The sequence below is a fragment of the Paenibacillus oryzisoli genome (genome assembly GCF_001653565.1).
Classification (GTDB): domain Bacteria; phylum Bacillota; class Bacilli; order Paenibacillales; family NBRC-103111; genus Paenibacillus_E; species Paenibacillus_E oryzisoli.
The window spans coordinates 1-21,885 of the sequence record NZ_LYPB01000084.1; the positions used below are offsets into that span (position 1 = coordinate 1).

Annotated in this window: 20 protein-coding genes and 1 pseudogene; 7 read left to right on the forward strand and 14 right to left on the reverse strand. The window is 42.5% G+C overall.

What is annotated here, in order from left to right; translation table 11 throughout:
• Nucleotides 1–116: 116 nt before the first annotated feature.
• Nucleotides 117–542 carry a transcriptional regulator MntR gene (gene mntR, locus A8708_RS25825; protein WP_068668379.1) on the reverse strand — a complete coding sequence of 142 codons (426 nt, stop codon included), beginning with the start codon at nucleotides 540–542 and terminating at the stop codon, nucleotides 117–119.
• A 157-nt stretch (nucleotides 543–699) separates the two neighbouring features.
• Here mntR and splB point away from each other — a divergent pair, with 157 nt between their 5' ends.
• Nucleotides 700–1,761, forward strand: coding sequence for a spore photoproduct lyase (gene splB, locus A8708_RS25830; RefSeq protein ID WP_068668381.1), 1,062 nt, complete (start codon nucleotides 700–702; stop codon nucleotides 1,759–1,761).
• A gap of 28 nt (nucleotides 1,762–1,789) precedes the next feature.
• On the opposite strand, the gene A8708_RS25835 is transcribed toward splB, so the two are convergent.
• The 8 genes from A8708_RS25835 to A8708_RS25865 form a co-directional block, all read right to left on the reverse strand.
• Nucleotides 1,790–2,503, reverse strand: a complete 714-nt coding sequence (locus tag A8708_RS25835; RefSeq protein ID WP_068668383.1) for a cytochrome c biogenesis CcdA family protein — start codon at nucleotides 2,501–2,503, stop codon at nucleotides 1,790–1,792.
• Between the two features lie 3 nt (nucleotides 2,504–2,506).
• Nucleotides 2,507–3,307, reverse strand: coding sequence for a metal ABC transporter permease (locus A8708_RS25840; protein ID WP_068668385.1), 801 nt, complete (start codon nucleotides 3,305–3,307; stop codon nucleotides 2,507–2,509).
• Between the two features lie 12 nt (nucleotides 3,308–3,319).
• Nucleotides 3,320–4,099, reverse strand: coding sequence for a metal ABC transporter ATP-binding protein (locus A8708_RS25845; RefSeq protein WP_068668387.1), 780 nt, complete (start codon nucleotides 4,097–4,099; stop codon nucleotides 3,320–3,322).
• A gap of 38 nt (nucleotides 4,100–4,137) precedes the next feature.
• Nucleotides 4,138–5,052 (reverse strand): metal ABC transporter substrate-binding protein, encoded by a 915-nt coding sequence (locus tag A8708_RS25850; protein ID WP_068668389.1) that lies wholly within the window; start codon nucleotides 5,050–5,052, stop codon nucleotides 4,138–4,140.
• A gap of 172 nt (nucleotides 5,053–5,224) precedes the next feature.
• On the reverse strand, nucleotides 5,225–5,662 hold the full coding sequence (locus A8708_RS25855; protein ID WP_204787639.1) for a hypothetical protein: 438 nt from the start codon (nucleotides 5,660–5,662) through the stop codon (nucleotides 5,225–5,227).
• A 143-nt stretch (nucleotides 5,663–5,805) separates the two neighbouring features.
• On the reverse strand, nucleotides 5,806–7,806 hold the full coding sequence (gene metG / locus A8708_RS25860) for a methionine--tRNA ligase (RefSeq protein WP_068668393.1): 2,001 nt from the start codon (nucleotides 7,804–7,806) through the stop codon (nucleotides 5,806–5,808).
• A gap of 408 nt (nucleotides 7,807–8,214) precedes the next feature.
• The gene (gene yidD, locus A8708_RS35035; protein WP_204787640.1) at nucleotides 8,215–8,439 is read right to left on the reverse strand and encodes a membrane protein insertion efficiency factor YidD; all 225 of its coding nucleotides are present in this window, start codon (nucleotides 8,437–8,439) and stop codon (nucleotides 8,215–8,217) included.
• A gap of 103 nt (nucleotides 8,440–8,542) precedes the next feature.
• Nucleotides 8,543–9,139: a transposase gene (locus A8708_RS25865; protein ID WP_068668395.1), complete on the reverse strand. Its 597-nt coding sequence runs from the start codon at nucleotides 9,137–9,139 to the stop codon at nucleotides 8,543–8,545.
• 692 nt (nucleotides 9,140–9,831) lie between these two features.
• On the opposite strand from A8708_RS25865, the gene A8708_RS25870 reads away from it, so the two are divergent.
• The 3 genes from A8708_RS25870 to A8708_RS25880 all read left to right on the forward strand — a co-directional run bounded on the left by A8708_RS25870 (nucleotide 9,832) and on the right by A8708_RS25880 (nucleotide 13,081).
• Entirely contained in the window at nucleotides 9,832–10,473 is a 642-nt protein-coding gene (locus A8708_RS25870; protein ID WP_068668397.1) for a DsbA family oxidoreductase, read from the forward strand.
• Nucleotides 10,474–10,549: 76 nt separating this feature from the next.
• Nucleotides 10,550–12,643 carry an LTA synthase family protein gene (locus A8708_RS25875; protein ID WP_082927807.1) on the forward strand — a complete coding sequence of 698 codons (2,094 nt, stop codon included), beginning with the start codon at nucleotides 10,550–10,552 and terminating at the stop codon, nucleotides 12,641–12,643.
• 57 nt (nucleotides 12,644–12,700) lie between these two features.
• Complete coding sequence (locus A8708_RS25880; RefSeq protein WP_068668399.1) at nucleotides 12,701–13,081, forward strand: YmaF family protein; 381 nt, start codon at nucleotides 12,701–12,703, stop codon at nucleotides 13,079–13,081.
• A gap of 1 nt (nucleotide 13,082) precedes the next feature.
• Here the strand turns inward: A8708_RS25880 and A8708_RS25885 are convergent, their stop codons facing one another.
• Nucleotides 13,083–13,982 (reverse strand): aldose 1-epimerase, encoded by a 900-nt coding sequence (locus A8708_RS25885; protein ID WP_275667937.1) that lies wholly within the window; start codon nucleotides 13,980–13,982, stop codon nucleotides 13,083–13,085.
• Between the two features lie 90 nt (nucleotides 13,983–14,072).
• Nucleotides 14,073–14,996 carry a CPBP family intramembrane glutamic endopeptidase gene (locus A8708_RS25890; RefSeq protein ID WP_068668403.1) on the reverse strand — a complete coding sequence of 308 codons (924 nt, stop codon included), beginning with the start codon at nucleotides 14,994–14,996 and terminating at the stop codon, nucleotides 14,073–14,075.
• A gap of 146 nt (nucleotides 14,997–15,142) precedes the next feature.
• Here A8708_RS25890 and A8708_RS25895 point away from each other — a divergent pair, with 146 nt between their 5' ends.
• Entirely contained in the window at nucleotides 15,143–16,492 is a 1,350-nt protein-coding gene (locus A8708_RS25895; RefSeq protein ID WP_068668406.1) for a sensor histidine kinase, read from the forward strand.
• A gap of 26 nt (nucleotides 16,493–16,518) precedes the next feature.
• On the forward strand, nucleotides 16,519–17,235 hold the full coding sequence (locus tag A8708_RS25900; RefSeq protein ID WP_068668408.1) for a LuxR C-terminal-related transcriptional regulator: 717 nt from the start codon (nucleotides 16,519–16,521) through the stop codon (nucleotides 17,233–17,235).
• Here A8708_RS25900 and A8708_RS25905 read toward each other — a convergent pair.
• A complete protein-coding gene (locus tag A8708_RS25905; protein WP_420848616.1) occupies nucleotides 17,232–18,098 on the reverse strand; it encodes a YitT family protein in 867 nt (288 codons plus the stop codon). The two genes, A8708_RS25900 and A8708_RS25905, sit on opposite strands and share 4 nt — an antisense overlap.
• A 205-nt stretch (nucleotides 18,099–18,303) precedes the next feature.
• On the opposite strand from A8708_RS25905, the gene A8708_RS25910 reads away from it, so the two are divergent.
• Entirely contained in the window at nucleotides 18,304–20,421 is a 2,118-nt protein-coding gene (locus A8708_RS25910; protein ID WP_082927811.1) for an LTA synthase family protein, read from the forward strand.
• A 142-nt stretch (nucleotides 20,422–20,563) separates the two neighbouring features.
• On the opposite strand, the gene A8708_RS25915 is transcribed toward A8708_RS25910, so the two are convergent.
• The gene (locus tag A8708_RS25915; protein WP_068668410.1) at nucleotides 20,564–21,583 is read right to left on the reverse strand and encodes a Gfo/Idh/MocA family protein; all 1,020 of its coding nucleotides are present in this window, start codon (nucleotides 21,581–21,583) and stop codon (nucleotides 20,564–20,566) included.
• A 30-nt stretch (nucleotides 21,584–21,613) separates the two neighbouring features.
• Nucleotides 21,614–21,885, reverse strand: a pseudogene (locus A8708_RS25920) (sugar phosphate isomerase/epimerase); the annotation flags it as partial.

A 21,885-nucleotide genomic window follows, 5' to 3' on the forward strand; every position in this document is an offset into this window, starting at 1 on the left:
TCCTAGCTACAAAGGTGGCCTGGCCCCTCCCTTGGTTGGACTTTCACCAACTAGATAATGCGTGCCTCTGGGCACGCCCCACAAAAAAAAGACAGAGTACCGTAAACGGTCTCTGCCTAGTTCTCTGCCTCTAATTCTTTGCGAACATTCATAAGTTCATCTGCTCGATTGGGGTCTCTTCGAAAGTATTCTAACAAGGTTTCAATGCATGTAATCGAATCCCAGCTTAAATGATGTTCAATGCCTTCGACATCCTTATATATATTGTCCTCATGGACACCAATTGTCGTTAGGAAATTTTCCAGAAGCTCATGACGATCCATCAAGCGCTTGCCCATCTTTTTCCCTTTTGGCGTAAGGATGAGACCGCGATATTTTTCATAGATTAAATAATTATCTTTATCTAATTTTTGAATCATTTTAGTCACGGAAGAGGGGTGCACTTCTAGCCCTTCAGCAATGTCGGAAACACGAGCGTAACCTTTCTCATCGATAAGCTTGTATATTCTCTCCAAATAATCTTCCATACTTGGCGTAGCCATTGCTATATTTCCCCCTGCTGTGCGAATTTCAAGCCATACTGCCTTCCTATCATAATCCATCTACCCAGATGCGGTCAAATCTCCCATGATTTCAAAGCCACACTCATTGGCACACTAAAATAATAGAGTGTTAATCCCATTCATGAAGGAGGCTCCTATGTCTACTGAGTTACTTACAAGGCCGCAACCTAGTACGACGATTTTCGTGCCAGAGCTTGTTTATTTTGAACCAGATGCCCTGAATTATCCCAAAGGCAAGCAAATTTATAAATGGGCTGAGCAAGAAGGACTTGAGATCCATATGACAACCTCACATAATCAAATCCGCGATTTGCCAGGCGAAAGTGAATTAGATAAATACCGAATCGCAAAGAGAACGCTCGTCGTCGGAATACGAAAAACACTAAAATTTGAGACATCCAAACCTTCGGCCGAATACGCGATTCCGATTGCAACAGGCTGCATGGGCCATTGTCATTATTGTTATTTACAAACAACGATGGGCGCGAAGCCTTATATTCGGGTGTACGTCAATATAGACGATATCCTCGGTGCAGCCAAAAGCTATATCGAAGAGCGCGAGCCCGAAATTACGCGTTTTGAAGCCGCGTGTACCTCAGATCCTGTGGGGCTTGAACATATTTCGGGCTCACTCAAACAGTTAATCGAGTTTATGGGTGAACAAGAACATGGACGTCTGCGATTCGTCACCAAATACCATCATGTGGAACCGCTGCTAGACGCCAAACATAATAAGCATACCCGCTTCCGCTTCAGCGTGAATGCCGATTACGTGATCAAAAATTTCGAGCCTGGTACTTCTCGATTTCATGAGCGCATTGAAGCGGCAGGCAAAGTAGCCAAGGCTGGTTATCCGCTTGGTTTCATTATTGCACCTATTATTTGGCACGAAGGCTGGGAGGAAGGTTATGCCACTTTAATTGATAAACTCTATAACACTTTACCTGAGGAAGCCACACAGGATCTTACTTTCGAGATGATTCAACATCGGTTCACGAAAACAGCCAAGAATATTATTGAGAAGCGATATCCCAAAACGAAGTTGGAAATGGACGAAGAAAAAAGAAAGTACAAATGGGGCAAATACGGGAAAGGTAAATATGTATACAAAGACGAGCAAGCAACCGCGTTGAGGGAATTTATCACAGAACAAATTTTCGATAAATTCCCTCAAGCGAAGATTGAATATTTTACATGAATCCTTCATTTCAACGCATAAAATTCACTTAAAACTTCAAGAAATCTGGTGTAATGGAGTTCAACCAAAGGGTGATTTGCGTCATTTTGCCTGTATAAAGAAGAATGGCGATAACGATCATCAAGCCTCCACCAATTTTCATAAGCAGGTTGGAATAGCGAAGAATCCATTTGGTTGAACCGATAAAAAAGGATAGAACAAAGAATGGAATTGCAAATCCAAGAGAATAGGAAGTGGTTAGTTGAAACCATGTCCCTGGTTCCGTTGCTGCTAAGGCTAGAATCGCTGACAGAATTGGCCCAACACATGGTGACCACCCCGCGGCAAAGCCCATACCAACAAAGACCGAACCAACATAACCTGCTGGTCGAAATTTGATGGACAATTTGCGTTCTTTCATCAACCACTGCGGTTGAAATATACCGAGTAAAAAAAGTCCCATAACAAATATTAAAAGTGCAGCGATTTGGCGAAGCAAATCACGATAGTCAATAAAGAAGCTCCCGACGAAGCCTGCCGTTAGACCTAAAGCGTAAAAAATAATGGAAAAACCAACAATAAAGCTTAACGTATGAAGCATGGTTTGACGCCTAACTTGTACAGTTGTTCTCCCTGACTTTAGTTCACTGACTGAAATACCTGTTATGTAGGACAAGAACGAAGGATATAAAGGCAAACAACAAGGTGAAATAAAAGATGCTATACCCGCCCAGAGGGCGATCCATAAATTAACTGAATCCATGACTTATATCCTCAATCCTCTCCTTAAAATAATCCCAATTAATATAGCGATGAGGCTCAATACAACCGTCCCTCCTGGTGCCAGGTCCCAAATCCCAGCTACAACAAGTCCAACAATGACGGCAATTTCCGAGAATAAGATCGCTAAAAAAACGGAATGTTTGAAGCTACGAGCAATCAACAGACTGCAAGCGACTGGAATGGTTAACAAAGAGGAAACCAATAAGGCTCCTACAATTTTGATTGCCACTGAAATAACGAGTGCCGTTAGCATCGTAATCATCATATTATAAAATTTCAAAGGAAGTCCACTTACACTCGCTGCATCCTCATCAAAAAACATCAAGAAAAATTCTTTAAAGTGAAAAGCGATAACGCCGATAACAAGCACACATACCACTAGCACCACCCATAAATCAGTGGAATCTAACGTATATATACTTCCGAACAAGTAGCTCATGACATTCATATTAAACCCTTTGCCAAGGGTAAAAAGTAACGTTGCCAGCGCAACGCCGCCTGACATGATAATTGCGATAGAGAGCTCCGCATATGTCTTATATGCCTTGCGCAATCTTTCAATCGCAAAAGAAGCTAGCAACGCAAATACAAGCCCTACTCCAAGCGGATATACATTGATCAAAAATCCAAGTGCAACACCCGCAATCGAAACATGTGCTAGTGTGTCCCCTATCATAGACAGACGTCTTAGAACAAGAAAAACGCCCATTAATGGCGCTGTTAGCCCGATCAATAAACCACCAATTAATGCACGTTGAAAGAAATACTCTGTGAAAATGTCCAAAACGTTCGCTCCTTACTGAACTCCGATCATCTCTCGAATCTGGCCGAGTGAATGTGTTAGATTCGTTTCTCGGCAATCCTCGGGATCATGGGTATGTTTCACATAAAACTTGATACCGCCGCTTACCTGCTTCGGCTCTGTTCCCAGATAAGACTGAATCATGTCCATATCATGAGAAACCATTATGAAGGTCATATGATGATGTTGATGCATATGCTTGATCATCCGGAAGAAACCGACTTGTGTTTCGGCATCAATTCCTACCGTAGGCTCATCTAGAATGAGCAATTCCGGATTGTTCACAATCGCACGAGCTAAGAACGCTCGTTGCTGCTGGCCTCCAGAGAGCTGGCCAATACGCCGATCAGCTAGATCCTCGATGCGCATCGCAAGCATTGCGTCTTCTGCTTTTTGCAAATCTCCTTTGGAAAGGCGGCGATACACATTCTTCTTGGTGTACATGCCGGAAAGAACAACCTCCCTAACTGTCGCAGGGAATAGCGGATTGAAGGCATTTTTCTGCGGCACATACCCGATACGTTCCCAGTCCTTGAACTGATTCAATGGCCGATCGAATAATCGGATTTCTCCACTTGTAGGTTTCAATAAGCCTACTAACATTTTTAGAAGCGTCGTTTTACCAGCCCCGTTGGAACCAATTACACCAACAAAATCGCGCTCAAATACATCAAACTGTAGATTGTTTACCACTGTCTTGTTTTCATATGCAAATGAAATCTGATCGATTGCAACAATTTTCTGATGGCAGAACATTCTATTACTAGTTTCCATCTGATTACTCCTGACTTACTGAGAATTGTCCTACATTCTTATTGTAGCGCGAGGACTAAGTTTTTCAAGTTTTTGCCCATAATCGAAATATAATCTTCGCCAGCTTTGATCTGATCTTCCGTAAGCCCCTCTAGTGGATTCAATACTAGCGTGTCTACCTTGGCATCCTTAGCTAACGTTTTGGCCAATTTATCCGAGACAAGTTCTTCAAAGAAAATATATTTAAGCTGGTGTTCTCTAATAAAGGCGTTAATTTGTTTGAGATCTTGCGCCGTTGGTTCTGCATCTGGAGATAAACCCATGATAGACATTTGAGTCAAGCCGTAGTCTCTACATAGATATGCAAATGCATGATGAGATACAGCAATTTCTTTTTTCGTAGTTGCAGCAAGTTCTTTTTTGTACGTAGCGTCTAGCTCCGATAATTTAGCATTGTATTTCTGATAGTTTTGCTCAAACACATCCTTATGAGCTGGATCTGCTTCAATGAGAGCCGTCTTAATATTATTAGCCATTATTTGTGCATTTAACGGACTTAACCAGGCATGGGGGTCCCATTCTTTTTTATTTTCATCCGTTGTAATCAAATTAGCCCCTGTACTTGCTTCTACGACGCGTACTGTCGATTTGCTTGATAGACTTCCAAGGAAATCTTTGACCCAACCTTCAAAACCAGCACCTTGATACACGAAAACTTGGGCTCCTGACATATTTTTGATATCCCTGCTTTTTGGAGACCAATCATGCGGTTCCACGCCAGCCGGGACAAGATTAATCACATTGACATAGTCGCCACCAATTTGTTTTGTAAAATCATATAGGGGATAAAAGCTAGTTACAACATTTACTTTCCCTTCGACTAATCCCGCTTTCGAATTGCCACAGCCCGCAATGCAACAAGCAGCTATCATCAATAAAGCTATGTAGATAAAACGCTTTGCATGTCTTGTCATTTAAACAAACCCCACTCTAAATCGTAATTTTTTTTATTAACGATTTGATTATACGAGGTGGGTTTATTGAAGTCAATATATCTGATGAGGAAAGTCAAAAAAGCCAGCTGCATTGTTCACAGCATGGCCATTTCTATTTCAACCTATGTGTTCCCATCCAAATTCAGAGTCATTATTGCTCTTCTGATGCGTTAGAATCACTGGAATCATTGGAATTACTCGCATCTCCAGACTCGTCAGAGTTCTCTCCAGAACCTGAATCGCCTGATCCCTCTTTCCCAATCTTAGCCTCTCTGGCTTTTTGCTTTTCCTCACTACTGCCTTTTGTAGGTTTATCTGCTTCTTCTTTCAGCTTCTTATAACGCTCTTCTGATTCTTTAATTAGTTTGATGTCTTGTGCTTTCTGGTATTCAATTACTTCATTAAACATCTGATACTGCTTTTTCAGTTCTTGATCTATGACACTTTCCTGACTCTTTGCTTCAGCTTCTTTTTTGGCTTCTTCCTTCTTCTTCTCGCCACCGCCGAACAACGAGCAAGCTGTCAAAGTGATGATAACAATCACTATAGTTATCCCTTTTCCTATACGCCTAATTAGCATCTCATTCACTCCGTGGTTAGTTTCCTATAGTTTGCCCTTTGTTTTCAAAATTACCCTCCAACATAGTCACAAAACATTGCCATTACTATAGCCAAAACAAGCAAAAGACCCCTCCCGTTGAATCTAGGAAAGGGTCTTCGTGCATATGGCTATTACTTCACAATCGCACCGTTCGGCATCGAATCCGGTACGGTAGCTAGGGTAAGCTGATCGCCATGTGAAGCGGCGAGAATCATACCTTGCGACAGCTCGCCGCGCAGCTTGGCGGGCTTCAAGTTCGTGACGCAAATCACTTTGCGTCCAACAAGATCATCGGGCGTGTAGAACTTCGCGATGCCCGAAACAACCTGACGCTGCTCGTAGCCGAGATCGAGCTGCAGCTTGAGAAGCTTGTCGGCGCCTTTCACAGGCTCCGCCGAAATCACTTGTGCCACACGCAGCTCCACTATACCGAAATCGTCAATACCGATTTCTTCTTTGGGCTCCGGCGTTGGCACGGAAGCAGTTGCAGCGGACGCAGTCGCTGCTGCCTTTGGCTCATCGGTGCTCTCCGGGGCACCGCCACCCATGGCCTCGACGATATAGGCGACTTCTGCCGCTACGTCGAGTCTTGGGAACATCGGCTCTCCCTTCTGCACCTTGGTGCCGGTAGGGAGATGGCCGAAAGACTGCACGCTTTCCCACGAAGTCAAGCGTGGTAAATCTTCTGCTGCTAGGCCCAGCTGCGCCCAGATCAATTCTGGTGTCTTCGTCAAGAAAGGACGAAGAAGAACAGAAGACATGCGCTGTGACTCAGCCAGCACGTACATGACTGATCCAAGCGTATCACGCTTGGCTTCATCCTTCACCATCGACCATGGCTGCGTTTCGTCGATATATTTATTCGTGCGGCTAATCAACTGCCACACCGCGGATAATGCGATAGAGAACTCCATCTTCTCCATGGATTCCTCATACTTAGCAACCGTTGTACGGACCGTCTCCAATATACTTTCGTCAAATTCAGTCGCGCCTGGAATGTATGCAGGAATACTTCCAGCAAAATACTTATCGATCATCACAATCGTACGATTCAATAAATTCCCCAAATCATTTGCTAGATCATGGTTGACACGTTCTACAAAACTCTCAGGTGTAAACGTACCATCTGCACCGAACGGCACTTCGCGCATGAGGTAATAACGAAGAGCGTCCAAACCATAACGGTCAATTAGTGTAACAGGATCAACAACGTTACCCTTGGACTTGGACATTTTGCCATCCTTCATAAGCAGCCATCCATGTGCAAACACCTTTTTCGGTAAAGGCAAATCAAGCGCCATCAACATAATCGGCCAATAAATCGTATGGAAACGTACAATTTCCTTACTCATCAAATGAACATCTGCCGGCCAATATGTTTTGAAAATCGTTTCATCATCAGAACCGTATCCAAGGGCTGTGATATAATTGGAAAGCGCATCAATCCAAACATAAATAACATGCTTGGGATCTCCAGGAACTTTGATCCCCCAGTCAAATGTGGTTCTAGATACCGCTAAATCCTCTAAACCCGGTTTAATGAAGTTATTCAACATCTCATTCTTACGTGATTCAGGCTGAATGAAATCAGGATTATCTTCATAGTACTGAACGAGTCTATCTGCATACTTACTCATCCGGAAGAAATACGTTTGCTCCTTCATCTTCTCCACAGGACGTCCACAATCAGGACATTTCCCATCGACCAACTTACTCTCTAGGAAGAATGATTCATCCGGAATACAGTACCAACCTTCATACTCGCCTAAATAAATATCGCCTTGATCAAGTAAACGTTGAAAAATCTTAGCAACCGCGTCTTTATGTCGATCTTCTGTCGTACGAATAAAATCGTCATATGAAATATCCAGTTTCGCCCAAAGCTCCTTAATCCCAGATACAATATTATCTACAAATGCTTGTGGCGTCGTTCCTTTTTCTTGTGCTTTACGCTCAATCTTCTGTCCATGTTCATCTGTACCAGTCAAATACCTAACATCATAGCCCTGCAACCTTTTGTAGCGGGCCATCGCATCTCCAGCAACAGTTGAATATGCATGACCAATATGCAACTTATCACTCGGATAGTAGATCGGTGTTGTAATATAAAATGTTTTTGATTGTTCGGACATCTTTCATTCCTCCAATAGCCGTTAGTAGAAAACACAAAAAACCCTCATCCATCTTGGGACGAGAGTTGAACTCACGCGGTACCACCCAGGTTCCCCCGCCTTTCACAAGCTCGGGGCTCAGTAAGTCTGTTACGACTTGCCCATTAACGCTGGGACACGAGACCAGCTTACTCTCTGACTAAGTGTGTGCACTCACTTACTATGCACACTTAATCTGAGTAGCTCGAAGGTCTATTCTCCAGGACCATCTTCCAAACATTCTCCTATACCGGCTTTCACCTGCCCCGGCTCTCTGTTCATAGGCATCTGATTGTACTTATCCGTTCATCGAAATAAACAATATTTAGCATCTTTAAGCACAATATATCGAAAAAAACAGCCTCATGTCAAGCCGACAGTTTCACTATATTAAATTACTCGCTTTGCAGGCACGTGGTCCACACCACCTGGGTGAAATGGATGGCATTTGCAAATCCGCTTCACTGATAACCAGGAACCTTTCAAAGGCCCGTGTACCTCAATCGCTTCTAAAGCATATTGGGAACATGTTGGATAGAATCGGCATGTCGGTGGCTTTAGCGGCGAAATAAATTTCCGATAAAAATGGATGGGAGCTTGAACAACCCTTTTCATCAGTATTCTCCTAATTCTACGTAATGTGATATCCCTCACTACCATATTGACTGAAAACAAGAATCTCGTCAAATGCTGCCTATAACAATAGCTTCCAACCCTATTAAAGCTGATAACACTTCAAAAATTTGGAATATAAGTGAATCGACACAAAAGTTTTCATCAGTGAATGCGATGTAAGATTAGATAATTTATCTTCTATGTATGCTTTGAGATCGAATGCTTCACAGCGAATATCTCTCGTTTCCGTTTTAGAAAACTCGGATTTCTTTAATTCACAGTGATTATCTTTCATTCTCTTCTTCATTTGGCGCAGAGCAAGTAAACGACTCTCTTCAACTTTGATCGCCAAACAAATTTTTTCAATCAGAAGCTTAGCACTCCTATAATTTATTGCCAGAGTTTCTGACAAACCGTATGCTGTAATTTCAATTGTGCTTTTAGATATAAGCTGGATAGCTTTGAACCAAATTAACAAGGAAAGTTTCGATTTATGCATAATTGTGCCCGCGGTTATCGAAATCTGCATCCTGCACGCTTTACACTCCAACAATCTACGAGTACGAATATGAAAAGCTTCATGGTGATCACAACGTGGACAATGAAACCCCTTAGACCAACGCAAGTTCATAAGAAAGTCCTCACACGCCTCTTCAGTTGAGCAAGACAACGCATCACTAGCAATTGGTTTAATATCCATGTTCAGCCACCTTTACTCGAACTTATGTTCTCATAAAAATTATGCCAAAGAAATGTTCTTGTGTAAATGAAATTTATATAATATTATTCCATATTAACTAAAATATCCTAGTAATCTCCTATGAGGAGATATATCTGATAGAAAACAATTTCTGTTATATGTACAAGTCCAGAAATTCAGGAATTTACGAGTCCGTCAGAACTTATTCAATGCTGACAGTACAGACAAACTCTCAACTTTGATTTATTGAACTAATTCGTAGAGCACGACTCCGTCCCCCGCATCTTGTAGATATCACAGAATTTAGCTTCGAGTTTGATATCCTCCTCTCTAGGTAGGTCATCAAAATAACCCTCTGGTTCTTGTTCGTTTTAACTGCATATGAATGAGCAAATATTCGAAAGAAACCAAGTTCTGTGGTATGTACAAGTCCTAAAAAATTAGTAGTTCACTAATCAATCAGAACACATTCAATCCCGGCAAATTTCACCTAAAATAATTGAACTATTTGGCAACCATGACTCCGTTTATCTCGACTTGTAGATATCACAGAAAATAACTTTAGGCGTTGTGTCATCCCCTTTGGTCATATTAAATCACTCGATGTGTACGGCTGGGATGGTGACGGGATTGTGATGGTGGTATAATGTTGAACGGAGAGTTGAAGCGACGATTGAAGGAGTTTATTGCATATGAGAATTGACATATTCCAAGATTTAGTTTGTCCTTGGTGTCGCATTGGAAAGAAGAATTTGATGGATGCGCTCGAGAAATTTACCGCTGAACCTGTTGAGCTGCACTATCGAGCGTATCAACTTGATCCGTCTACACCTGCGGAAGGTGTGGATTTCGGGAAGCTCATGAGAACAAAATTTCGTGCCGATGAAAGTAAACTACAAGCGATGCTTCAACAGGTGACGCAAGCTGGTCAAGTATCCGGTTTACATTTTGATTTTGCCCAAATAACTACAATGCCGAATACGTTAAAGGCGCACCAGCTTATTGCAATCGTACCAGAAGAAGTCAAACAGAAACTTGTAGACGATTTGTTTAGAGCTTATTTTGAGGATGGAAAAGATATTGGCGACATAGATTTTCTACTTGAAACGGCAAGTCAACTTGGTATGGATCCACAACAAATACGACTCCAACTTCAAGCTAAAGAAGGCTTGGAAGAAGTTGAAGATGATCTTGAATTTGCCAGTCAAGCGGGTGTAACAGGCGTCCCTTTTTTCGTGATCAACCAAAAATATGCATTAACTGGTGCGCAACCCGCAACTACATTTCTTCAAGCTTTAGAGCAAATTAGTGCAGAAGGAACGGACGAAACTTGATCTACGATTCAATATTGCCCGGCATCTCCTACTGGAGAGTCGGGTTTTTATAAGCTGATAAATAGGAGTTTTACGAATGACTACTTTCCTTAAGGTAATTAAACAGTTGCCTACTCGTGCAATGATTGTACTACTTCCTTTTGTATTAATGTGTATGGTGGAATTTCTGGAGAGGGGAACTTATAAGGAGTTTCATCATTGGATGACAACGTATCCTCTAGCTATGGTACTTGCTTATTTCGTAGTTGGAACTTTGTATTTATTCCTTATCGCCATTTCTGGTCGATCTAAGCTGTCGTTCTGGCTCTTAAGCGCTATCCTGTTGCCACTTGGCGCGATCAGCGGCAGTAAGTTAAAAGCGATTGGCGCACCTTATTATCCCTGGGATCTTTATTTTAACAACCAAATTATGGAGTACAAGAAGTTTCTGAGCGAATATTTTACGAATCGTATTATTGCCTATCTCTTGCTGTTTATTGTTATTGTAGCTTGTCTGTTTCATCTTATTCTGCGTAATAGCAAAATGAAGTTTCATTGGATTGAACGCTCTGTTTACGGTTTAATTGCTCTTGTTATGGCGACTTGTCTATATGCAGATAAACCCCTCTCTTTTTCAAAAATGTATGGCGTGTACACGGTCCCATGGGATCAAACGATTACCTATGATGAGAATGGATATTTATATTCATCTGTTCAAATGCTCAACTTCTTAAAAGTATCCAAACCAAATGGTTATAGTAAAAAGGCAATTGCTGATATTCTGAATCAAATCCCTGAGAAACCCGCTACGAATGATAAAAAGCCAAATATAATCGTTTTACTTGGTGAGTCTTTTTTCGATCCAACGACGATGAAAAACGTAACTTTTAGTCGGGATCCGATTCCACATTTGCACGAATTACAGAAAAAATTCACTAGCGGCAATATGTTGTCACCTCAATTCGGGGGGAGTACGGCAAATGTGGAATTTGAGGTTTTATCCGGCAACTCGATGCGATTTTTCGGGCGATCACCCGATGAGATACTCCCTTATATTGCATATATGAATCATGGTGTCGATTCTTTAGCGAGCATTACGACTAGACAAGGCTATACGGCTACCGCGATTAATCCGTTTTTCAGTTATTTCTTTGATAGCAGAAAAGTATATAAGCACTTTGGTTTTTCTCGGTTCATCTCTAGTGAATATTTCCCAAATGACTTCTCTGGACCGAATTACGCGGATCATGCTGTTGTAAACAAAATTATCGAGGAAACTGAAAAAAGTGCTGGACCTGATTTCGTCTTTGCGAACACGATGGAAAATCATCATCCTTACCCTCCTGATAAATTCAGTAAGAATACGATTCAGGTTACAGGAGATATTTCATCAGAATCAAAAAGTATCTTGGAAACATATGCTCAAGGAATCACAGCGACGGATCAAGCTCTGCAATCTCTCGTTGATTACTATTCAAAAAAATCAGAACCGACAATTATTTTGTTTTTCGGGGACCATTTCCCTTTCTTCGAGAAAGATTACAAAGTATATCGTGATGCCAAATATGTGCTGCCTAATGACCCTGATCTGTATACAAAGACGCATTACACGCCTTTTGTCATTTGGAATAACTTTTTGCCAGGTGACCAAGAGAAACTGAATTTAACTTCAAGTCCTTCTTTTTTGGGACCAATGCTATTGCATTTGGCAGGTGTAAAGGGAAGTTATTATACAGATTATTTATATGAATTATCAAAGAAAATACCTGTCATTCCTCCTCAAGACATGTGGTCGACCTATCACATTCAGGAGAGCGATCTCGCAAGTTATGAGAAAATGCAATATGATAATCTTTTCGGAGGCAGATACGGCTATGAAGCCAAGGGTTACAAAGATACGATTGTGCAACCTACCTATACATTAGGATATGGTGACCCTATCATTTCAAAGATTACGGTAGCTGACCAGAAAATTAAAGTGACAGGTGCACCATTCTTCTCCTCCTGTAATGTGTACATTGATGGGCAGGAAGTTCTATCTAATTTCGATGGTAAAGATACGCTCTATGTTGATATCGCTTCTAACCCTGAAATTAAAATAGGTAAGTCCCAGCAAGTTGAGGTACGCGTATATGATGATAAGAAGATGAAAATCGGTCAATCGAATCTTTATCCTTTACCATCGTCATGACAAAAGCCCCCTATGAATAGGATGAAGCATATCCTACTCATAGGGGGCTTTCGTGTGATGAGGAGCATTCCACCCGCTCATGTACATTTCTTCACAACGGTGACTTCGGAAGAACTTGGGCACCATCATCTTTTACGACTATATACGTTCAATGTAAACGGCACTTCTTATGACCAACACGTCCATCAATACCAAGGTATTTCAGGAATTAAATTTGGACATTACCACTCTTTCTACGGTATCACTGGCCCACCAATTGCTGTAGCGAATGGAGCCCATATTCACTTACTCCAAGGTGAAGTGGATCTTAATCTGTATAACACAGGAAGACGAGGAGCACTTGTGAAATCCGCTCAAATGGAAGGGTTAATTGCGCAACTTCATCAGCATGCTTATCAAGGTTATTCGTCAACCGGTTTTGGTTATGAACCCTGGTAGTTTACTTCGATTCAATATGGATCGCCCATTTGAAGGTAAACGTCTCGCCCGACTCTAAGCTGCGTGCGCCAGAAATTTCAGCCGGATATGATTCATTGAACACGTTCATAATGCTTGTGTAAGGTTCAAGTGATACGGCATTCGTCCATGGCGCTGTGAATAGCACATGAATCGGGAACTTATCTCCCATTTCAAAAATTAGTTTCGTGTTGCGCACCTCGTACTCAATCTCGCATACTTGGGACCCAGAAGCTACGCTAAGCAACTGTGACCCACCAGGATACCCTGGCAGCGACGAGACTTTCGCGCCTTGCTGTAAGGACGCTGTGAGGACTGTCGGCTCAGGTTCCCCTGACGCAAACCCACCAGCGGTTAGCGGCCATTCCGCCACCGCGGGGATGGTTACCCGCACGTGGTCGGCTTCGCCCTCCGCGAACGCGAAGTACGGGTGAAAGCCAAGTGATAGCGGCATGGTATCGCCGCCTCGGTTGGCGATTTCACCGCTGAGCGACAGCGTACCGTCTTGCAGACGGTACGTAAAGCGGAAGCATGCGGCGTGTGGGAAATACGCCAGCATGTCCGGTGTCTCCGCGATATCAAACTCCGCGGAGACATAAGCCCCGCCTGCCGCGTCTGCGCCGCTGGCGACGACCTTCCACGGCCGCTCGCGCAGCTGGCCGTGGGCATGATCTGGCTCCCTATTCTTCGGGAGCCGGTATTCGCGGCCACCAAAGGTGAAGGCCGCTTCTTTCACACGCCCCGGCGGGAACAGAATGGGCACGCCGTAGCGAGAAGAATTGACGCGAAGCTCCGACAAGTCGTCGGGCTTCGCGATGTAGCTGTGGTTCCGCACATCGAAGCGGAACAGGTGCAATCCGACGGCCGGAATAATTTCGGCCACGGCTTCATTCTGATGGTCGACAAGTTGCAGCGTCGACTCCCCTTCCCATTCACTATGTATGACTTCATACTGGCTCAAAATGAGTCCTCCTCAATAATTGTTATGGTCACTAATATCTTGTGGTGTTTGTCTAAACCGGCTTCCGGTTTGATAATAGTTATAAAGCATTATGATGCCAAGCACAAGCATAACGCTTGTAATTATGCTACCTTCAGCCCCAAAAGCTCCACCAGATACGATGATGGAACCTTTTGTTTCTGTGGCAAGGAGGGATGACATCGGAATGCCTGATACATCAAAGCCGAATATACATCCTTGCATGAAATTCCATGCCAGATGCAGTCCAACTGGCATCCATAGACTACCCGTAAACTCACGGCACAAACCCATCAACAGACCTGCCAAAAGGATATTGATAAAAGGAAGCGCCAACGTCCACATCCCTGGATTGAAACTATGCAGCAAAGCAAATACGATAGTTGATACCCCAAGAGCTATTTTGGAACCATAGCGATTTTTCACAAGTCCTTGCAGATAACCGCGCGCAAATAGTTCTTCATTAATAGCTACTCCAACAAAGAGAAGTAAGCTCCCTCCTATGGCATATCCCTTCGATAAACTCCAATCCAATTGAACAAAATCGATCCCGCCGAATAACCAAATCCCTAAGCAACTGAGGCTTATCAGAACGAGGCCCCATAGAAAGCCCTCTCCTAATCGCTTGCCAAAACCGGTCCAGTGAAAACCGAGTTTCCAACCTTTTTTTCGCTCAAATATATAAAAACCCAAACAAACACCGCTAATGAATCCTATAATCTGTGCCCATAATGACGCTTTAATAAAGAAGGAATTACTCGTGACAGCCTCCATACTTACGATAAGATCAGGGTGCAATTTTACGGCAAAGACTGCTGCAGCTATGGATAAAATGACTGTGATCACGATGATGAAAATGAGAGTAAGCCCTACTTTACCCACAATCTGAAGGATAGGAAATGATCTTCTCTTCTTCAATTCAATATTGATTCACTCCTTTCATACTAACAACAATTCTAGCATGTATGCCCAAATCCTCCCATTTCTTAGAAAGGAAACTCTTGTGCAAACGATTACGTCATGCCACAATAAGACTATCTATTGATTTGATCGAGGGGGAAAACATGCTTTTTGTCCTATTTGCACTTTGGTTTATCGCATCAGGACTACTTATTGTAGATCCAGGTTCACGTACCATGCGCTGGATGAGCGCAGTTGCATTTACAGGCGGTTGTGGCGCTTTAGCGGCAGTTATATCAGCGGATGTCATCCCTTATTTTCAGCAAACATCACCAAACCCATCACTACATGCTTTCTTTTATCGCGTGATGAGCATCTGTTCCTTAATTTCCTATTATGGATTACCATACGCTTTCGCAATGTTGTCCCTAGCTTACCATCCCACGTGGCAGAAGCCTCTTCTGCGTACATGGTTACCGCTTCTATTGCTAATTCCACCACTTGCTTGCCTGATCTTATTGCCTGCTTATACAGAAGAAATGCCCATTGACTTTCGCATTGTCGTGATTTGGGCTTTCCCTTATATCTTTATAGGTTCCTTACTGATTGCATTCAAAAAAGAACATCTGCCAGCGATGAAACGGACACATTTGTTTACATGCCTTGCATTGCTCCCACCAGTCCTCTGTGTAGGTGTACTCAATTATGTGATGCCCAGCTTCGGTTTCTATCGATTGTGGATCTATCATGTATGGATATTGTCCTTTGTGGTCCCTTTCTTTGTATTTACGTTTTTCAAATACGGGTTCCTAGGTATGCGGCTGCTCATCGAGCGACGTAAATTGGATTCCACGCTCCGCGCCATTACGTCGGGAACGGCTATTCTTAATCATGCTATCAAGAATGATGTTGGGAAAATGCGATTGTTTCTAGAGAAGATGAATCAACACGCGTCAGACACAGGACAAACTGAGCTTATTCAAGACATTCAAGTGGTTATGAACGCTTCTAGGCATATTCAAGATATGATTAGCCGTGTGCATGAACAGACACAAGAATTACCCTTGCGCATTTCACAGGTTGACCTGCGTCAATTGCTGCAAGATGTATTAGATACGCTTGAAGTCTATTTGGGTAAAATTCACGTACATATTGATATGCCAGATCAACTAATGCTTCAATTGGATCAGATTCAAGTCGCAGAAACAGTAACGAACATCCTAATGAATGCCATCGAAGCGATGAGCAGCGGCGGTGAACTTTCAATTAAAGTTTTTTCAAACAAGAAAAATAGGGTACTTGAAATTAAAGACACAGGCACGGGCATGGAGAAATCAGTGCTCAAACAAGCTGTAGAGCCTTTCTACACAACCAAAAGTGGCAGCCGTAATAATTTCGGTCTCGGCCTAGCATATTGCTATAGCGTCATGAAGAAGCACGGCGGAAGTTTGGAAATCAGCAGTGAACCCGGCAGAGGAACAAGCGTCTATTTGACATTCCCGGGACAGCGTTAGACTTGCAGAGGAGAGGAAGTATCAGAATGGATGCAATTCGCATATTTATCGTAGAAGATGACTTGGACTGGCTGCGAGGCCTGACAGATTATTTGAATCGGCAAGGAGATATGACTGTCGTGGAGAGCCGATCTACAGCAGAAGATGCGCAAGCGTTATTTGCAAAGGCCACACCTTCTGCTGATGTCGTCCTAATGGATATTATGCTTCAAAATGAACCCGCAGGCATAGGTCTTGCGGAGCAAGCCTTCTTATCTTGGGGAGCCAAAGTCATCATGTTGACCTCAATGGAGGAGAAAGATTTCATTTTCCGTTCTTTTCAAGCGGGGGCGATCGATTATCAAATCAAGTCACGTTTCGAGGAACTTCCAGGTATTATTCGGGCGGCGCATGCGCGTCAGTCTGCTATCAATGCAGCAGTATCAGAACAAATGCGGGAGGAATTCCGCAGACTCAAGCGACTGGAGCAGCAATTCAAGATCAAGGAAGTGCGAGATCTCATCACTCCAACAGAGCTTCAAGTTCTTGATATGATTGATCAAGGTCATACGCAGACCGAAATTGCCCATCGTTTCTTCATTTCGTTACGAACAGTTAAGATTCATGTGGGGCATATTTTGAAAAAACTCGGAAGTCCGAGCAGCAAGGATGCTGCTCAGCAGTTACGAAGTATAGGTTTTTTTGAGCGAGGTTCTTCCCATAAAGATAACGAAACCAAGAAAGACAAAGACAAATCCGATTAGTGAATGTCTCTCTTCTTGAATCTTCCCCCTTTAACATCATGGATATTACCAACTGCCAGAAATGCTCTAGGGTCAAGTCCATCGACGATGGATTTCAACTTGGCTTCCTCCAGCCTTGTAATGACACAAAAGATGACTTTCTTATTGTCACCGGAGAATCCGCCTTCACCTTCTAGATAGGTGACGCCGCGTCCCAGCCGATCCATGATGGCTCCGCCAATCTCTCTAAAGTTGTCGCTAATAATCCATACAGCCTTCGACTCATCAAAACCTTCAATGGTGACATCAATCATTTTATAAGCGATAAAATAAGCAATTAACGAATACATGGCACGGTCCCATGTGTAAACGAATCCCGCACTTCCTAGAATAAATAAGTTGAAAAACATTACGATTTCTCCAACAGAGAAAGGAATTTTTTTGGAGACGAGAATAGCGACGATTTCTGTGCCATCCAGCGATCCTCCAAAACGAATAACCATCCCTACGCCAATGCCGAGAATAATTCCGCCAAACACCGCGGCTAACAATGGATCGTTCGTAAGTTCCTTCACTGGATGAAGTAGGACTGTACCTGCTGACATGACTAGAATTGCAAAGAGCGTTGATAAGGCAAAGGTTTTACCAATTAATTTATAACCAATAAATAGGAAAGGGATATTTAATAATGTCAAGAACACGCCAATTGGAGTTTGCGTTAAATACGATAAAATGATCGAAATTCCCGTAATGCCTCCATCGATAATTCGATTAGGCACCAAAAAAATCTCCAACCCGACAGACATTAAAACGGCACCAATGAATAAGAACAATCCACGACGCAAAAGCGCACTCTTTGTCATTTTTCGATGTTGCAGCTGCATAATTGCTTCTCTTTTTAGTTGCATTTGTTCTTTTGCCATACGCAAGCCCCCTAATTATCTCCTTTTTATAAGTATTCTTGATAGAGCTACGATTTTCCTTCAATCTAGCTATTTTTCATAGAGATACCATCGAATAATGTCGAAATGCATGGTATAATATCAGAAGTTCAAAGGACTTTTAACTTATTTTTGCACAGGAGAATTTATGAAACAAAACATTGAACGATTATTATTCGTAATCCGGCCACGATTGCCACTTTTACTTCTTGCACTGATCCCTGTACTGATCATGGAAATATTGAGCCGCGGGAATTACACGGAAATGATGACTTGGAGCTTCAAGCATGTGCTAGAGCTACTTTTCAACGAATGGATTGTAGTAAGTCTTGTGTTGCTATTCGTTGCTATCATTGGACGAACCCGGATCGCCTATTGGGTCATCGCTGGTTTCCTCGTTATCTTGGCTCTTATCAGCGGTGTGAAACTCAAAATACTTGGCGTACCTTTGACGCCATGGGATTTAGTAGTTGCAGGCGAAGCCTCGGATATGGTGAAATATTTATCTAACATATTGACATTTAATGTCTTATCTGTCATTCTCCTGTTCCTTGTTGGAAGCTACTTCATCCTCTACCGTACAACCATGTTTATTAAAAAAGTAGCCTTAAAAGAACGTGCAATTCTTGCTGGAATTGGTTTAGTTATGTTTCTAGCTGTCTATACAGATCTTCCCCTACCTGTTCAGAAGTGGTGCGGTATCGAAGCAGCTGTCTGGAATCAAGTACAGAACACCAAAACAAACGGGTATGCACTAGCCACTGTTTTGAATACCAAAGCCATGTTCTCTGATCATCGGGAAGGTTATGATGATAAAGCGGTTGAAGCCATCGTTAATGCTTCACCGACTCCACCGGTTAAAGCTGGTGATGCTAACACAAAACCAATTAAACCGAACGTAATTGTCATTCTGAGTGAAGCATTCTGGGATCCGACCATTATTCCAGGAGCGAAGTTCGACAGAGACCCGATTCCGTTCTTCCATAAACTGCAGAGGTCTGGAACAAGCGGAACAATGCTATCCCCTCAATATGGTGGTGGAACGGCCAATGTGGAATTCGAAGTTCTTACAGGCAACTCGATGCGATTCTTGCCTCAAGGTTCCATTGCTTATAATCAATATATTTCAAATGAAGTCGATTCATTAGCGAGTATCTATGCGCGTCAAGGTTATACGTCGACTGCGATTAGCCCATTTTACAATTGGTATTTTAATAGTAATAAAATCTATCAAGACTTCGGTTTCTCCAAATATATTCCGATTGAATATTTCAAACCAACGTATTCCGGTCCTTATATCGCAGATAGTGAGGTTGCTGCCAACATTATTCACGCAACCGAGCAAAGCGCGGGCTCTGATTTCGTATTTGCGAACACCATGGAGAATCATTTCCATTTCTATCCAGGTAAATTTCCGAAAAACGAGTTTAATGTAACAGGCAACTTCTCCGCTTCTTCTGTGGGGATGCTTGAAACGCTTGCCCAAGGTATCAATGGGTCAGATAAAATGTTGCAGGAATTAGTGGAATACTACGAGAAAAAAGGCGAGCCTACCATTATTGCATTCTGGGGCGACCATTTACCGGCCCTTGGTGATGATTATGCTACGTACATCGATACGAAGTATATTAGCGGCAAAGATGATCCTGATTTCTTAAAAAAAATGTACAGTGTCCCGTTGGTTGTGTGGAATAATTTCGACAATGAGCGGAAGGACAATTTGAATATTAGCCCTTCTTTCTTAGGACCTTATCTAATCGAATTATCAAGGCAACAAGGCAATTATTATACTAATTTCTTAACGGAATTGGCTAAAAAGTATCCTGTCATTCCGCCAAAAGATCATTTTGCTGAAATGAATATTAAAGAAGATGATTTGAAAAATTATGAAACGTTGCAATATGATATTCTTTTCGGGGATCGACATGCTTACAAAAACTATCTAACACCAATTATTGACCCTAAATATATGCTTGGTTTCGGGCCCATCAGTTTGGATAAGGTAGAAGCGGATTCTCAGGATATCTCTGGTCGGACGAGTGTAACACTCACTGTATCCGGTAATAATCTTCCACCCTTGGGTTACGTGATGTTGAATGGCAAAGCGATACCTACCACTTGGAAAGATGAGCATACCGTTACCGCATTCGTTGATGGCCCTTTGCTCAAAACAGGACTTTGGGACATCCAGTTACAAGTTAAGGACTCCAAAGAAACGATTGTAGGGAAATCGAACTCAGTTTCTATCGATATCGGCGGCCGTTAATTAGGCCACAATCATCCCCTAATTCTCACAATGAGGATTTGGGGATCTTTTTATTTTCGCATTTTCGCAAATATCTGCTTACAAACAAGAAAAGCCCACCCCGTATCGGGATGAGCTAACAGTTAAATAGTACTCTTATATCTTAAAGATTAATGATTTTACCTGTCGCTTCGGATTCGAATGCAGCAAGAATGACTTTCAAAGCTTGGTAACCCTCTTCACCAGAAATACGAGGAGGTTTGTTATCTAGAATACTAGTAACGAATTCGCTGATAACTCCGCTAGAAGTTTGTTTCTCGTTCGTTGCAACTTGACCTACTTTGTAGCGCTCCACTGTACCGTTACGAAGCTCAACGATTACTTGATCATTAGGGTCTGTATCGATTTTGATAACACCATTCTCACACCATACAACTGTTGAGTTATCTTGACCCTTATAGTACGTCCAGCTTGCTACAAGGGAACCTGTAGCTCCGCTTTTCATGCGAAGCAAACATGTAGCATTATCATCAACGTCTGTACCCTCTTTATGAAGCGTACCAACGAATGCAGCTACCTGAGCAACTTCATCATCAAGCAACCAACGGATAAGGTCTGATTTATGAACGCCTAGATCGCCCATAGCGCCCATAATTGCTTCTTCCTTGCGGAAGAACCAGCTCTCACGACCATCAATACTCCAGCCCTCAGGACCTGGATGACCGAAAGAAGTACGGAAAGTAAGAACCTTTCCAAGCTTACCTGTCTCCAAGATTTCTTTGGCTTTCACGTGTGGAGGCATTAGACGTTGGTTGTGACCAACCATCAAGAAGACACCATTTTTCTTAGCAGCTTCGATCATTGCCTCAGATTCAGCAGCTGTTGTAGCCATTGGCTTCTCTACAAGCACATGTGCTCCGGCATTTGCCGCGGCAATTGAGATTTCAGCGTGAAGGTAGTTTGGCGTACAAACGCTAACTGCGTCAACTTTTTCAGCTTTCAGCATATCAGTGTAATTGCTGTAAGCTTTACCACCATGAAGCTGTGCGTAATGTTCTGCTCTCTCGATGATCGGATCAACGAAAGCTACAAGTTCAACATTTGCATTTGATGCGTATTCTGGGATATGTCTATGTTTCGAAATGGAACCACAGCCAACAACGGCTACTTTAATTTTACTCATGAGATACATGCTCCTTCAAATTAATCTATATTAGTTATGAACGTTTAAGTAGTGCTCTTTAACCCAGTTAAAGCTGTTTTCAACACTTGTTAGAGGTGCTTTCTGGCAGTTATCTTGTTCCACAACAAGCCACTCGACACCAGCTTGCTCAGCCGCAGTAATTACTTTCTCTAGTGGAACATCGCCTAAACCTAGCTCCAAGGTAACCAATTTGCCTTCTGCATCTTTTGAGAAATCTTTGAAATGCACCAAAGGAAGACGACCAGCATACTTAGCAATGTACGCTAATGGATCTTGCCCAG

Coding starts and splice junctions, on each gene's coding strand:
- mntR (WP_068668379.1), bottom strand. CDS start 542: ATGGCTACGCCAAGTATGGAAGATTATTTGGAGAGAATATACAAGCTT.
- splB (WP_068668381.1), top strand. CDS start 700: ATGTCTACTGAGTTACTTACAAGGCCGCAACCTAGTACGACGATTTTC.
- A8708_RS25835 (WP_068668383.1), bottom strand. CDS start 2,503: ATGGATTCAGTTAATTTATGGATCGCCCTCTGGGCGGGTATAGCATCT.
- A8708_RS25845 (WP_068668387.1), bottom strand. CDS start 4,099: ATGGAAACTAGTAATAGAATGTTCTGCCATCAGAAAATTGTTGCAATC.
- A8708_RS25850 (WP_068668389.1), bottom strand. CDS start 5,052: ATGACAAGACATGCAAAGCGTTTTATCTACATAGCTTTATTGATGATA.
- metG (WP_068668393.1), bottom strand. CDS start 7,806: ATGTCCGAACAATCAAAAACATTTTATATTACAACACCGATCTACTAT.
- yidD (WP_204787640.1), bottom strand. CDS start 8,439: ATGAAAAGGGTTGTTCAAGCTCCCATCCATTTTTATCGGAAATTTATT.
- A8708_RS25865 (WP_068668395.1), bottom strand. CDS start 9,139: ATGGATATTAAACCAATTGCTAGTGATGCGTTGTCTTGCTCAACTGAA.
- A8708_RS25870 (WP_068668397.1), top strand. CDS start 9,832: ATGAGAATTGACATATTCCAAGATTTAGTTTGTCCTTGGTGTCGCATT.
- A8708_RS25875 (WP_082927807.1), top strand. CDS start 10,550: ATGACTACTTTCCTTAAGGTAATTAAACAGTTGCCTACTCGTGCAATG.
- A8708_RS25880 (WP_068668399.1), top strand. CDS start 12,701: ATGAGGAGCATTCCACCCGCTCATGTACATTTCTTCACAACGGTGACT.
- A8708_RS25895 (WP_068668406.1), top strand. CDS start 15,143: ATGCTTTTTGTCCTATTTGCACTTTGGTTTATCGCATCAGGACTACTT.
- A8708_RS25900 (WP_068668408.1), top strand. CDS start 16,519: ATGGATGCAATTCGCATATTTATCGTAGAAGATGACTTGGACTGGCTG.
- A8708_RS25905 (WP_420848616.1), bottom strand. CDS start 18,098: ATGCAGCTGCAACATCGAAAAATGACAAAGAGTGCGCTTTTGCGTCGT.
- A8708_RS25910 (WP_082927811.1), top strand. CDS start 18,304: ATGAAACAAAACATTGAACGATTATTATTCGTAATCCGGCCACGATTG.
- A8708_RS25915 (WP_068668410.1), bottom strand. CDS start 21,583: ATGAGTAAAATTAAAGTAGCCGTTGTTGGCTGTGGTTCCATTTCGAAA.